The following is a 13,741-nucleotide window of genomic DNA, read 5'->3' on the forward strand; positions in this document are numbered from 1 at the left end:
ACCATGGCGCCGCCGCGCATCGAAAAGATCATCACTGCGCTCGATGTCGGGTCGTGGAAGGTGTGCGCCTTAATCGCGGGGCAGACCGCCGATGGCCAACTCCATGTGCTCGGCACCGGCCAGCGCGAAAGTCGCGGCGTTCAGCGCGGCTATGTCGCCGACATGGAACAGACCGAGCATATCGTGCGCGAAGCGATTGAACAGGCCGAGCGGATCGCGGGGCTCAACATCGATGACGTCTGGGTCAGCTTTTCGGCGGGCGGGTTGCTCAGCGATGTCGCGCCCATTGAAAGCGAGCTGGGCGGCCATCGCATCGAACGCGAAGATGTCGACGATCTGCTCGCTGCGGGGCGCGCCGGCATCGATCCCGAAGGCCGGATGATCCTCCACGCACAGCCCGCACTCTACACGATCGACGGGCTGACGGGGGTCAAGAACCCGATCGGGCTTCATGCTGACCGGCTGGGCGTCGATATCCATATCATCATGGCCGATGGCGCGCCGGTGCGGAACCTCGAGGCCGCGGTTCGTCAGGCCCATCTCGACGTCAACGCCGTCGTCGCCTCGCCGATTGCGGCGGGCCTTGCCTGTCTGTCGGACGAGGAACGCGACCTTGGCGTCGCGCTCGTCGAACTCGGCGCTGCGGTCACCACCGTGTCGCTCTATGCTGGCGGGATGCTGGTCGAAATGGCGTCGCTGCCCTTTGGCGCGAGCGACATCACCGACGACATCGCCTCGGCCTTCGGCATCCGCCGCAGCCAGGCGCAGCGGCTGCAGAGTTTTTACGGTTCGGCTTCGGCCAGCCCGCGCGACAATAACGAGATCATCGAGCTCGAACCCGGCGCGCCGTCGGGCAGCGATTCCCCGCGCATCACCCGCGCGCAACTGGTGACGGTGATCCGCCAACGCCTCGACGCGATGATGGGCGAAATTGGCCGGACGCTCAAGGATCTGCATTTCGTCGGGCCGATCGGACGTCAGGTCGTGCTCGTCGGCGGCGGCGCCGACCTCAAAGGGATCGCCGATTACACCCAGAGTGCCCTCGGCCGCGCCGCGCGCGTCGGGCGACCGCGCGGCTTGCACGGCCTGCCCGATGCGCATAGCGGCCCCGCTTTCGCGACGCTCGCGGGTCTGGTTCTCTATGCGGCGTCGGACCCGGTGGACCTTCGCGATCTGCCGATGATGTCGCAGGATGTTTATCGGCCGGCGGGGACTTCTATCCTGCATCGGCTGATGGCAGCACTGAAAAGCAGTTTTTAGTTGCCGCAGGGTCAAAAAGGTTAATTTTTTGGATGATTCCCGAGTCACAATAGTGCAATGCGGTAATAGAAAACCGGGCGGACGGACTACCGCCCGGCTGGGTCGCAAGGTTGGGGAAGCGGCACCTGTCCGCCGCTGCAGGGAGACACTTTGATGAGCATCAATATTGGCCCGCCGCAGGTCGATGAGCTGAAACCGCGCATCGCGGTGATCGGCGTCGGCGGCGCGGGTGGCAATGCCATCGCAAACATGATTGCCGCGCGCGTCGAAGGGGTCGACTTTGTCGTCGCCAACACCGATGCGCAGGCGCTGAATGCTTCGCCCGCCGAACGGCGCATCCAGCTGGGGACGCAAATCACCCAGGGGCTGGGCGCGGGTTCGCGGCCCGAGGTCGGCCGTGCGGCCGCCGAGGAAAGCATCGCGCAGGTCGAAGAGGCGCTGAACGGCGCGCATATGTGCTTCGTCGCGGCGGGCATGGGCGGCGGCACCGGGACGGGTGCGGCGCCTGTCATCGCGAAGGCAGCGCGCGACCGCGGCATTTTGACCGTCGGTGTGGTGACGAAGCCTTTCACCTTCGAGGGCAATCGCCGGATGCGTTCGGCCGACGCCGGAATCGCCGAACTGCAAGAGCATGTCGACACGCTGATCGTCATACCCAACCAGAATCTTTTCCTTGTCGCCAATCCGAACACGACCTTCAAAGAAGCGTTCACGATGGCCGACGAAGTCCTCCAGCAGGGCGTTCGCGGGATTACCGACCTGATGGTCATGCCCGGCCTGATCAACCTCGACTTTGCCGACGTGCGCAGCGTGATGCGCGAAATGGGCAAGGCGATGATGGGCACCGGCGAAGCCGAAGGCGATGGCCGCGCACTCGAAGCCGCGCAGAAAGCGATTGCCAACCCGCTGCTCGACGGCGTGTCGATGGCGGGCGCAAAGGGCGTCATCATCTCGATCACCGGCGGCGAAGATATGCGCCTGATGGAAGTCGACGAGGCTGCGAACCATATTCGCGAGCTGGTCGATCCCGACGCCAACATCATCTGGGGCAGCGCGTTCAACGACAGCCTCGACGGCAAGATCCGCGTTTCGGTGGTTGCCACCGGGATCGACGGCAGCGGCGAGCAGGCGGCGGCATCGCCCGCAACGCGCAGCTTCTCCTTCGCTCCCGCGCGTGCTGCAACGCCCGCGCCGGTGGCCGAAGAGATTGTTGAACCAGCGGTTCAGGAAGAATCCTTTGTCGAAGCCCCTGCGGCCGAAGGCAGCGATCCGGCTCCCGGCTTTTCGTTGAGCGACCCCGCCGAGCCCGAAGTTTCGTCGGCGGCTGCCGAAGAGGAACCGATGGTCTTGTCGCAGGTCGCCGCGACCTATGACGATACCGCCGACGAGCTCGTGCTCGACGCACCCGAAGCGCCGGCGGAATATCAGACCTCGTCTGCTCCGGCACCGACGGAAGAAGCACCCGCGCGGTCTGTCGGGGGCGGTACGCTGTTCGAACGCATGTCGCGTCTTTCGCGCGGGGCATCGACGCCTGACGCCCAAGAAGGCGGCAAGGAAGACGGGGTTGATATCCCGCGTTTCCTGGGGCGCCAGAACAACCAGTAACGGGGCTATCGAGCGGCTGCCCGCCGGGCACGGCCGGCCGGAATTCGGGATGATTTGCCCATGCGGCAAGCGAAAATGACGGCGAAGCCGGCGCGCGCACGGCGGATTGTCGGCGCGCTCGGTGCGCTGCTGCTCGGTTCGGCGTTGATGACGCCGGTCCAGGCGATGCAGGCAACGCCGCCCGACGCCGCAACGCGGGTGGCAATGCAAAAGCGTACGGCCGCCCGTTCGCTGTTGTCGTCGGCCCTCGCGCGCATCGCGTCCAACAACAACGACACCGCCGCCTTGCTCGATGCGGGTCGCGCGTCGATTGATCTGGAGGATTATCGGGCCGCGCTGGGCTTTCTCGTGCGTGCCGAACAGGCGAACCCCCGCGACGGGGCGGTGAAGGCTGCGCTCGGTTCGGCGATGGTCCATATGGAAAATCCCACCCGCGCGCTCGACTATTTCGGCGAGGCGCAGTTGATGGGTGCGTCGGAAAGGCTGTTCCTTTCCGACCGCGGCCTCGCGCGCGATTTGCTGGGTCAACAGGACGCGGCGCAGCGCGATTACCAGCTGGCGCTGTCGATCACGCCGAACGACGAATTGACGCGGCGATACGCGCTGTCGCTTGGGATCAGCGGCGAGGCTGATCGCGCGATCCAGATGCTGACGCCGCAATTGCGCGCGCAGGACCGTGGTGCATGGCGTTTGCGCGCGATGATTCTCGCAATGAACGGGCGCGACAAGGAGGCGACCGAGATCGTCAACGCGACAATGCCGCCCGCGATGGCGCAGAATATCATGCCCTATCTGACCCAGATGGACCGGCTCAACCCGGCGCAGCAGGCAGCGGCGGCGCATTTCGGTCGCTTCCCCAACGGTCAGCTCGGCCCGAAACGCAAGCCTGTGCAGATCGCCGCCGCGACGCCGCCACCTTCGCCTGCGCCCGTTGCCTCAACGGGAAGGCGCGCTACGGCGGCCGACAAGCGGCAGGCGATGATGTCGGCAACGCCCGCGCCGACGCCCGTCAGCCGCAAACCCGCTCCGACACCCGCGCCGGCCGCAGCACGGCCACGGCCGGCGACGATCGCATCGGTCAGCCCGACGCCAACGCCAACGCCAACGCCAACGGCAGCTGTTCGCCCCGCATCCGTATCGCCGCAGCCCGTGCCCGACAATGTTTTGGCGGCAGCGACCACGCCGATCTCTACCGCCGCCGTCCCCCTCCAACTTGGCCCCGGGTTCGATCCGACCGCTAACGGCATCGCCCCGGCACCGGCCAAAGTCGATGCTCTCGACGCGGCCTCGCAGCCGGCAGCAAATACAGCCCCGATCGGCACCAATGCCGCGCAATCGTCGCAGCCTGTCGGGCCCGGCTTCTCGATCGCCGACATGGGCCGCGGGACGGGCGCCGCGCCCGCGACGGCGCCGATCTCTCAAACAGCCGTGCCGGTTCCTGCGCCTGCACCGGTGGCCGCAGTTCCCGCGCCCGTCGCCTCGGCGCCGCTCGCGTCGCTCGCCGATATCGTCGGATCGATCGAAATCCCGGCCGAAGAATTGACCCAGCCCGACAATGCGATCGGTGCCGATACGCTGGCCAGGCTGATGGCGGACAAGCGCAAGGCCGATGCCGCCGAGGCGGCGAAGCGTGAGAAGGATAGTGCCGCGGCCAAGCTGAAGGCCGAAGCCGACGCCAAGGCGAAGGAAGAGGCGGCCGAAAAGAAGGCCAGCCCCGCGCGTCTGTGGGTCCAGGTCGCGACCGGCGCCAACGCGCGCGCGCTCGCCACCGACTTTGGCAAGTTCGCCAAGAAAAGCCCCGATATATTCAAGGGCAAATCGGGCGCGACGGCCGAATGGGGCAAGACGCGCCGCCTGCTCGTCGGGCCCTTCAAGGATCGCAAGGCGGCGCAGGACTGGCTTGCGAGCTATAAAAAGGCAGGCGGCGACGGTTTCCTGTTCAACAGCGAGGCGGGCCAGTCGGTCGATCCGGTCAAGTGAGCGTTGCCGATTGCGCCAGCCAACCTGAAAGCAGCCGCGGCCGCCGCTATGCCGAGCTCGGCCGGGTCGTTCGCGGGCCGCGCGATGACTTCCAGCGCGACCGCGACCGGATTATCCACTCGATCGCGTTCCGCCGCCTCCGCCACAAGACGCAGGTTTTCGTCGCCCCCGACGGCGATCATTATCGCGTCCGCCTGACGCACAGCATCGAGGTCGCGCAGATCGGCCGCGGTATCGCCCGCGCGCTCGGCCTCAACGAGGATATGACCGAGGCGCTCTGCCTTGCGCACGATATCGGCCACCCGCCCTTCGGCCATGCGGGCGAGGATGCGCTCAAGTCTGCAATGACCGACCATGGCGGCTTCGACCATAATGGCCATACGCTGCGCACCCTTGCGCGCCTCGAATGCCCCTATCCGCTCTTCGACGGCCTGAACCTGACGTGGGAAACGCTCGAAGGACTCGCCAAGCATAATGGCCCGGTGACGAACCCCGGCTGGGCGCTCGCAGAAATCGATGGCGATTTCGGGCTCGATCTCGGCAGCCATGCCAGCCTCGAGGCACAGATCGCGGCGGTTGCCGACGATATCGCCTATGACAATCACGACATCGACGACGGTCTCCGCGCCGGGCTGCTCGAGCTCGACCAGCTGATGGAACAGCCCTTCGTCGCCGCCAATTACCGGGCTGTCGAAGGGCGTTTCCCCGGTGCGCCGCGCGACCGGCTGCTTCGCGAACTAGTCCGCGACCAGATCGGCGTCATGGTCAATGACGTGATCGCCGCGACGACGGCCAATGTCGCTGCCGCTGGCGTGGCGAGCGCCGACCAGGTGCGCGCCGCCGGCAAGACGCTCGGCTGCTTTTCGCCGGAACTCGCCGCACAGGAGCGCGACCTCAAGCGCTTCATGTACGCCAATCTCTATCATCATCCCGAACAGGTCGCCGCGGCAGAGGCGGCCAACCAGGTCGTCGGCCGTCTGTTCGCGGCCTATGCCGAAAACCCGGGCCTGATGGGCGAGGACTGGTCGTCGCGCGTGCCCAAAGAAGAATGCGCGACAGTGCGGCATATCGGCGACTATATTGCCGGTATGACCGACCGTTTCGCCATCGACCGCTACGCCGACATTTTCGGCCGCGATGCCGTGCCCCAGGCTTTGGCGCATGCCTGACGCTCTGATCATCGGCGCGACGGGGCTCATCGGGCGCGCGGTGATCAAAGCCTTCGGCAGCACACCCGCCCTCGTCCTGGCGCGCCGCAAGCTCGAGGATCTGGCGCCGCATCATGCCGAAATGGTCGCACCCGCCGATCGCTGGCCCGATATCATTGCCGCCGAAAAGCCCGCGGTGCTGATCTGCTGCCTCGGCACGACGATTCGGCAAGCGGGATCGAAAGACGCCTTTCGTGCCGTCGATCACGACCTCGTTCTCGCGGCGGCGCGCGGCGCGAAAGCGGGTGGCACGCCGCATATGATCCTCGTCAGCTCGGTCGGCGCCGCTGCGGAAAGCAGCAATTTCTACCTGCGCACCAAGGGCGAGACCGAGGATGACCTGCGCGCGCTCGGCTTCGATCGGCTCGATCTGATCCGCCCCGGCCTGCTCCGCGGCGACCGGCCGGGACCACAGCGATTGGGCGAGGGACTGGCGACGATTGCCGCGCCGTTGGCCGATGCGCTGCTCCACGGCTCGTTCCGCCGATATCGCTCGATCTCGGGTAATATTGTCGCCGCAGCGATAGTCGCGCTGGCCGCGCACGGCGGTTCGGGCGTGCATATCCACGAAAACGACGCGATCCGCGCGCTCGCCGATTGACTCCTTAAAAGGGCAGCGCCAAGGCTCGGATGTCTGTCGGGCCTCGCAAGGGATTCGACCGGCCGCGCGGGAGAGCGTGAGGGCAGGGTAACCGGCGCCTCACCACCGAAGGAGCAACCGCCCCGGAAACTCTCAGGTCAGCAGGACCGCGCAGGCTGGAACGGACACTCTGGAAAGCGTTCCGGCTGCCCGAAATATGGGGGGACGGAACCACCGAAGGGGTAACTCCGTCATATGATGGAGGAAAACTCTCAGGTTCCCGTGACAGAGGGGGCATGGCGACAAGGTGCGGCGTTGGGCCGCACATAAGCTGTGCAACCGCGGGAGACTGGCATGACCGATATTGAACAGACGGACGACGAAGCGGTTATCGAGACCGAGACGCTGCCGCTCGACGCCTGGCATCGCGCGAAGGGGGGCCGGATGGTCGAATTCGCCGGCTATTGGATGCCGATCCAGTATGAAGGCATCATGGCCGAACATCTGTGGGTTCGCGAAAACGCCGGTTTGTTCGACGTCAGCCATATGGGACAACTCGCGATTTCGGGCGACGATGTTGCCGAAGCGCTCGAAACGCTCGTCCCCGGCGACATTTCGGGGCTGAAGCCGGGCCGGATGCGCTATTCGCTGTTGCTCGACGAAGATGGCGGCATTCTCGACGATCTGATGATCACCAACGAGGGCGACCAGTTTGGCATTGTCGTCAACGGCGCGGTCAAATGGGAAGATATCGGCCATTTGCGTGAAAACCTGCCCGACGACGTCACGCTCAATCACAATGAGGATTATGGCTTGCTCGCGCTACAGGGCCCCAAGGCGGTCGACGCGTTGGCGCGGCTGATCCCGGAGGCCGCCAGCCTCGTCTTCATGCAAGCGGCCCGCACGACCTGGCAGGGTCATGCCATTGCCCTCAGCCGCTCGGGTTATACCGGCGAGGATGGCTTCGAGATTTCGCTGCCGAACGAGGCGCTTGAGGCCTTCGCCGACACGCTCTGCGCGATGGACGAAGTCAAGCCGATCGGCCTCGGTGCGCGCGACTCGCTGCGGCTCGAGGCGGGCCTGCCGCTCTACGGCCACGACCTCACCCCCGCGATCGACCCCGCCGAAGGCGACCTGGGCTTTGCGGTCAGCAAGCGCCGCCGGGCGGAAGAGAATTTCCCCGGCGCCGCGCGCATTCTCGGCCATCTCGAAGACGGCCCGCCGCGCAAGCGTGTCGGCTTGCTCGTCGACGGCAAGGTGCCCGTCCGTGAAGGCGCGAAGCTGTTCGACGGCGAGGACGAGATTGGTGTCGTGACCTCGGGCGGTTTTGCCCCCAGCGTCGGCGCGCCGATCGCCATGGGTTATGTCCCGCGCGACCACGCCGTGCCCGGCACCGCTGTCGCTGCCGAAGTGCGCGGCAAGCGGGTAGCTTGCACCGTCGTCGCGATGCCCTTTGTTCCTCATAATTATGTCAGAAAAACAGGAGGTTGACTGATGCCGCGTTATTTTACCGAAGAACATGAGTGGCTCGATGTCGACGGCGACGTCGCGACGGTCGGTATCACCGACTTCGCGCAGGGCCAGCTTGGCGACATCGTGTTCGTCGAAGTGCCCGACACCGGCGCCGAACTTAGCCAGGGCGGCGACGCCGCGGTCGTTGAATCGGTCAAGGCTGCCAGCGACGTCTACGCGCCTGTCGACGGCACCGTGACCGAAGGCAATGGCCAGCTCGAGGAAGATCCCGCGCTCGTCAATTCGGACCCCGAAGGCGAAGGCTGGTTCTTCCGCATGACGCTGGCCGACAAGAGCCAGCTCGACGGCCTGATGGACGCGAAGGCGTACAAGGCTTTCTGCGACAACCTCTGACCCGGTTCCCCTCTCGCACGGGAGGGGAAGGGAGATAGTGTGACGAACATCGACCCGGCCCTCGCCAATTGCCGCCTGATGGTGGCGACGCCCATCTATGACGGGGCGCAGGGCACCTATGTCCGCTCGGCGCTTGATCTGGCGTTGAAGGCGCAGGCGCTGGGCGTTTCGGTCCGGTTCGAATTCATCCTCTATCAGCCGTCGATCACGCGGGCGCGCAACATATTGGCGGCGATGTTCCTCGCGAGCGATTGCACCCACATGCTGTTCGTCGACGCCGATATCGATTTTACCTCAGACGACGTGTTTTCGATGGTTCAGGCGATGGCGGGGCGGCCCGATTGTGCCGTGCTCGGCGCAGCTTACCCAAGGCGGATGGTCAATTGGCGCAACGTCGCGCTCGCAGCCGAACGCGGTTTCGGCAAGGAGGATCCAGCCGATCTCGCGCGCTTCGCGGGCGATTTCGCGCTGCAATTCCTGCATGCGGATCAAAGCTTCGCACTGACCGATCTCGTCGAACTGGCGCGGCTCGGTACGGCGATGATGCTCATCCGCCGCGACGTGCTCGAAACATTGCGCGCCAAGCTGCCCGACATCGCCTTCCGGCCCGACCCGGCCGAACGCGCGGCGCATGGTGTCGGCGAATATGAAGCGGCCTGCTTCTCGCCGATGATCGAGGCAGAGACGCAGGCGCTTTTGTCCGACGACTACGCCTTTTGTCGACGCGTCCGGGATGCCGGTTTTCGCATCTGGCTCGCGCCGTGGGTCAGCACGACGCACAGCGGACCGGCGATCTTCCGCGGCTCGCTCGCCGACGTTGCCCAGCTTCTTTCCACAAATTCAGCCTCTTCTCCGGAGTAATTCATGCGTTATCTCCCCCTCACCACCGATGACCGCGCGGCGATGCTCGCGACCATCGGCGCGTCGTCGATCGACGATCTGTTCATCGATGTCCCCGCCGAGGCGCGGCTTGACGGCCCGATCGCCGGGCTGCCGAACCATGCCAGCGAACTCGCGGTCGAACGTCATATGGGCGCGCTCGCACGCCGCAGCCGTGCGGCGGGAGAGGGGCCGTTCTTCCTTGGCGCCGGGGCTTATCGTCACCATGTGCCTGCCAGTGTCGATCATCTGATCCAGCGCGGCGAATTCCTCACCGCCTATACGCCGTACCAGCCCGAAATCGCGCAGGGTACGCTCCAGATGCTGTTCGAATTCCAGTCGCAGGTCGCCCGCTTGCTCGGCACCGACGTCGCCAATGCGTCGATGTACGACGGTTCGACCGCCTGCTGGGAAGCGATCGTCATGGCGCGCCGCATCACCAAGCGTGGCAAGGCTTTGCTCTCGACCGGCCTCCACCCGCATTACCGCAGCGTCGCGCGCACGATGGCCAAATATACCGGCGATGTTCTCGTCGATGGCGATCCGAGCCTTGAAGCCGGCACCGACTGGGCGGCGCTGGCGGACAGCATCGACAAGGAAACGAGCTGCGTCGTCGTCCAATATCCCGACATCCTTGGCCGCATCGACGATATGACGAAGCTGGCCGAAGCCTGCCAGGCCGCGGGCGCACTGCTGATCGCGGTCGTCACCGAACCCGTTGCGCTTGGCCTGATCAAATCGCCCGGCGAAATGGGCGCCGACATCGTGGTGGGCGAGGGGCAGTCGATCGGCGTCGGCCTCCAGTTTGGCGGGCCGTATGTCGGCCTCTTCGCATGCAAGACCAAATATGTCCGCCAGATGCCGGGGCGCCTCTGCGGCGAAACCGTCGACGCCAATGGCAAGCGCGGCTTCGTGCTGACGCTCTCGACGCGCGAACAGCATATTCGCCGCGAAAAGGCGACGAGCAATATCTGCACCAATTCAGGTCTTTGTGCGCTGGCTTTCAGCATCCATATGACCTTGCTGGGTGAGGCTGGCCTGCGTCAGCTCGCGGCAATCAACCACGGGCGCGCCAAGGCAGCGGCGAGTGAACTCGCAAAAGTCCCCGGCGTGTCGGTCCTGAACAGCAGCTTCTTCAACGAATTCACCCTGCTGCTTCCCACCGAAGCCCGTCCCGTGATCCACAAACTCGCCGAGCAGGATATCCTGGGCGGCGTCTCGCTTGGGCGTCTCTATCCCGACAATGCGGGGCTCGAAAACGGCCTCGTCGTCGCCGTCACCGAAACCGTGACCGAGGCGGATATTTCCGCCTTCGCTGCTGCCCTGAAGGAGGTGCTGGCATGACCGCGCTCAACCGCGCCGGCTGGCGCCCCGAAATGAACACCGCCGGCGGCGCCGACGACACCGCGACCTTCACCGGCAACCGCGCGCTGATGCTCGAAGAAGCGCTGATCTTCGAAATCGGGGGCAGCGAGACGACTGGCGTCGATTTCGACGAAGCCGCGCCCGCCGCCGACCTTGGCGCGCTCGCACGCACCGCGCCGATCGGCCTTCCGGGGCTTAGCGAGTCCGAGACCGTCCGCCATTACACACGCCTGTCGCGGCAGAATTATGCGATCGACCTCGGCCTCTTCCCTCTCGGCAGCTGCACGATGAAGCATAACCCGCGCCTCAACGAAAAGGTCGCGCGGATGCCCGGCTTCGCCGACGTCCATCCGCTCCAGCCGCAGGAAACGGTGCAGGGTGCCTATGCGGTGATCCACGAACTCGCCGAATGGCTGATCACGCTCACCGGCATGCACAGCGTCGCGATGTCCCCCAAGGCGGGCGCGCATGGCGAACTTTGCGGCATCCTCTGCATCAAGGCGGCGCTCGCAGCGCGTGGCGAGGACCGCCGCGTGATCCTCGTCCCCGAAAGCGCGCACGGCACCAACCCCGCGACCGCGGCCTTTGCGGGATTCACCGTCGAGGATATCCCTGCAACCGAAGCCGGCCGCGTCAACCTTGAAGCGCTGAAAGCGCGTCTCGGTCCCGACGTGGCGGGGGTGATGATCACCAACCCCAACACCTGCGGGCTGTTCGAACGCGACATGAAGGCGATCTCGGACGCGGTCCATGCCGCGGGCGGTTATGTCTATTGCGACGGCGCGAACTTCAACGCGATCGTCGGCCGTGTACGCCCCGGCGACCTCGGCGTCGATGCGATGCACATCAACCTCCACAAGACCTTCTCGACCCCGCACGGCGGCGGCGGCCCGGGCTCGGGCCCGGTCGTACTGTCCGAAGCGCTCGCGCCCTTCGCGCCGCTGCCCTTCGTGACACAGCAGGGCGAGGGTTTCCGCCTGATCGAAGAGGAAAGCGCGGGCGAGGATCATCCACAGACCTTTGGCCGCATGACCGCCTTTCACGGCCAGATGGGCATGTTCACCCGCGCGCTGACCTATATCCTCAGCCACGGCGCCGACGGCCTCAAGCAGGTCGCCGAGGATGCTGTGCTCAACGCCAATTATGTACTGCGCAGCCTCGATGGCGTACTCGATGCACCCTTCGGCGGCTCGGGGCCGTGCATGCACGAAGCCTTGTTCAGCGACAAAGGCCTCGCCGAAGGCTTCTCGACGCTCGACATCGCCAAGGGGCTGATCGACGAGGGCTATCACCCGATGACGGTCTATTTCCCGCTCGTCGTCCATGGCGCGATGCTCGTCGAACCGACCGAGACCGAGAGCAAGGCGGCGCTCGACCAGTTCATCGGCGCGCTGCGCAGCATCGCATTGCGCGCCAAGAACGGCGACCCGGCGCTCAAGACCGCTCCGCATTTCGCTCCTCGCGCCCGCCTCGATGAAACGCTCGCGGCGCGCAAGCCCGTGCTGGCCTGGGAAGGCTGATGACCGAACCGGCGCCTGGCCCCGAACGCACCCGATCCGGCTGCGTCGCGGCCGGGGCGCTGTTCGCGATCGTCGCGATCCTCGGCTGGTTGATCGCCATCACCGCCTATGGCCTGGTTGTCGAGCAGTGGGAGATGATCGAGGTTCGCCGCGAATTCAGCTACGACTGGGTCTTCCTCTATGCGCCGCTCTTCGCCATCGGCATCGGCCTCGCGGCGGCATTCCTGATATCGCGGCGCGCGTCGGCGGCGCGAATGACCTTGCTGATCACCATCACCGGCGCCATTGCGCTGCTTGCAGGCGTCGTGCTTTTCGGGCTGGGCGGACTGATCTGACAGGGCGGGGGAGCGCGCGATGAGCTGGGATAATATTTTTCTATTCGCCAATTATTGGGCCTTCGCTGGCTGGATCGCACTCGCCTTCCTGCCGCGCAGCCCCAAAATTCTCGCGGCGATCCTTTACGCCGGCGTTTTCCTTCTTTGCCTTGCCTACACCGTGCTGATCGTCGGTTTCCTGACCGGCGGCATCGATCCCGGCGGACCCGGCGGCGGCGACTTTACGACGCTGAAGGGCGTGATGAAGCTGTTCGACAGTCCCGGCGGCGCAACGCTCGGCTGGGTTCATTATCTGGCGTTCGACCTGTTCACCGGCATGTGGATCGCGCGCGACGCCGATCAAAAAGGGTTCGGCCGGATCGTCCAGTTTCCGTTCCTGTTCCTGACCCTGATGGTCGGCCCGGTCGGCCTCTTCGCCTGGCTGATCGTTCGCGAACGTCGCGCCCGCGCCCGGGCAAAGACGCGGTGACGGCGCAGCCGTGGAGCCCGGGCGACGGCGGCGGCGCGGATAAACGCCACGCCCCCGCAACGCTGCGCAACCGCGACGCCATAGCCGCGACCCTCGCCGACTGGCTGCCGCCATCGGGAATGATACTGGAGGTCGCGAGCGGATCGGGCGAGCACGCCGTGCATTTCGCCGCCGTCTTTCCGGGCCTCGACTGGCAACCGAGCGACCCCGATCCCGCCGGGCTCACCTCGATCGCTGCGTATCGGGCCGAAGCTGGCCTGCCGAATATCGCGCCGCCGCTCGCGCTCGACGCTGCGTCCAGCGTCTGGCCGATCGATCGCGCCGACGCACTGCTCTGCATCAACATGGTGCATATCAGCCCGTGGGAGGCCACGCTGGGCCTGTTCGCGGGCGCCGCGCGGCTGCTCGCGCCCGGCGCGCCGCTGATCCTCTATGGCCCCTATATCGAACCCGGCGTGCCGACCGCGGACGGCAATCTGGCCTTTGATACCAGCTTGCGCAGCCGCAATCCGGCATGGGGTCTGCGCGACACCGATGCCGTCAAAGCCGCCGCTGCCGATGCCGGCTTCGCCTTTGCCGCGCGTCGCAATATGCCCGCAAACAATGTGATGCTGCTCTTCCGCCGCACCTGATGGACCTGACAGGTGCAGCGATCGGCGCTTTACGTCGCGCCC

The 13,741-nt window shown here is 65.8% G+C and carries 13 protein-coding genes and 2 riboswitches; all 13 genes read left to right on the top strand.

The window, feature by feature from the left end:
• Positions 1-3: 3 nt before the first annotated feature.
• The 13 genes from ftsA (at position 4) to AC3A43_RS00700 (ending at position 13,699) form a co-directional block, all read left to right on the top strand.
• Positions 4-1,260 (top strand): cell division protein FtsA, encoded by a 1,257-nt coding sequence (gene ftsA, locus AC3A43_RS00640; RefSeq protein WP_487790618.1) that lies wholly within the window; start codon positions 4-6, stop codon positions 1,258-1,260.
• 153 nt (positions 1,261-1,413) lie between these two features.
• Positions 1,414-2,865 carry a cell division protein FtsZ gene (ftsZ, locus tag AC3A43_RS00645; RefSeq protein ID WP_487790619.1) on the top strand — a complete coding sequence of 484 codons (1,452 nt, stop codon included), beginning with the start codon at positions 1,414-1,416 and terminating at the stop codon, positions 2,863-2,865.
• Positions 2,866-2,940: 75 nt separating this feature from the next.
• Positions 2,941-4,845, top strand: a complete 1,905-nt coding sequence (locus AC3A43_RS00650) for a tetratricopeptide repeat protein (RefSeq protein WP_487790620.1) — start codon at positions 2,941-2,943, stop codon at positions 4,843-4,845.
• The gene (locus AC3A43_RS00655; RefSeq protein ID WP_487790621.1) at positions 4,842-6,014 is read left to right on the top strand and encodes a deoxyguanosinetriphosphate triphosphohydrolase; all 1,173 of its coding nucleotides are present in this window, start codon (positions 4,842-4,844) and stop codon (positions 6,012-6,014) included. Before AC3A43_RS00650 ends, AC3A43_RS00655 begins: the two co-directional genes overlap by 4 nt.
• A complete protein-coding gene (locus AC3A43_RS00660; protein ID WP_487790622.1) occupies positions 6,007-6,654 on the top strand; it encodes a Rossmann-fold NAD(P)-binding domain-containing protein in 648 nt (215 codons plus the stop codon). Before AC3A43_RS00655 ends, AC3A43_RS00660 begins: the two co-directional genes overlap by 8 nt.
• Before the next feature lie 57 nt (positions 6,655-6,711).
• Positions 6,712-6,813, top strand: a riboswitch (glycine riboswitch).
• A riboswitch (glycine riboswitch) is annotated at positions 6,814-6,932 on the top strand.
• Between the two features lie 55 nt (positions 6,933-6,987).
• A complete protein-coding gene (gene gcvT, locus AC3A43_RS00665) occupies positions 6,988-8,124 on the top strand; it encodes a glycine cleavage system aminomethyltransferase GcvT (RefSeq protein WP_487790623.1) in 1,137 nt (378 codons plus the stop codon).
• Between the two features lie 3 nt (positions 8,125-8,127).
• Positions 8,128-8,499 carry a glycine cleavage system protein GcvH gene (gene gcvH / locus AC3A43_RS00670; protein WP_487790624.1) on the top strand — a complete coding sequence of 124 codons (372 nt, stop codon included), beginning with the start codon at positions 8,128-8,130 and terminating at the stop codon, positions 8,497-8,499.
• 39 nt (positions 8,500-8,538) lie between these two features.
• On the top strand, positions 8,539-9,360 hold the full coding sequence (locus AC3A43_RS00675; protein WP_487790625.1) for a glycosyltransferase: 822 nt from the start codon (positions 8,539-8,541) through the stop codon (positions 9,358-9,360).
• A gap of 3 nt (positions 9,361-9,363) precedes the next feature.
• On the top strand, positions 9,364-10,722 hold the full coding sequence (gcvPA, locus tag AC3A43_RS00680) for an aminomethyl-transferring glycine dehydrogenase subunit GcvPA (protein WP_487790626.1): 1,359 nt from the start codon (positions 9,364-9,366) through the stop codon (positions 10,720-10,722).
• 32 nt (positions 10,723-10,754) lie between these two features.
• Positions 10,755-12,263, top strand: a complete 1,509-nt coding sequence (gene gcvPB, locus AC3A43_RS00685; RefSeq protein ID WP_487792000.1) for an aminomethyl-transferring glycine dehydrogenase subunit GcvPB — start codon at positions 10,755-10,757, stop codon at positions 12,261-12,263.
• Positions 12,263-12,598: a hypothetical protein gene (locus tag AC3A43_RS00690; protein ID WP_487790627.1), complete on the top strand. Its 336-nt coding sequence runs from the start codon at positions 12,263-12,265 to the stop codon at positions 12,596-12,598. Before gcvPB ends, AC3A43_RS00690 begins: the two co-directional genes overlap by 1 nt.
• 19 nt (positions 12,599-12,617) lie before the next feature.
• On the top strand, positions 12,618-13,067 hold the full coding sequence (locus AC3A43_RS00695) for an ABA4-like family protein (protein ID WP_487790628.1): 450 nt from the start codon (positions 12,618-12,620) through the stop codon (positions 13,065-13,067).
• Complete coding sequence (locus AC3A43_RS00700; protein WP_487790629.1) at positions 13,064-13,699, top strand: DUF938 domain-containing protein; 636 nt, start codon at positions 13,064-13,066, stop codon at positions 13,697-13,699. Before AC3A43_RS00695 ends, AC3A43_RS00700 begins: the two co-directional genes overlap by 4 nt.
• Positions 13,700-13,741: the final 42 nt, after the last annotated feature.

The organism is Sphingopyxis sp. Soil_C_28 (assembly GCF_057657055.1).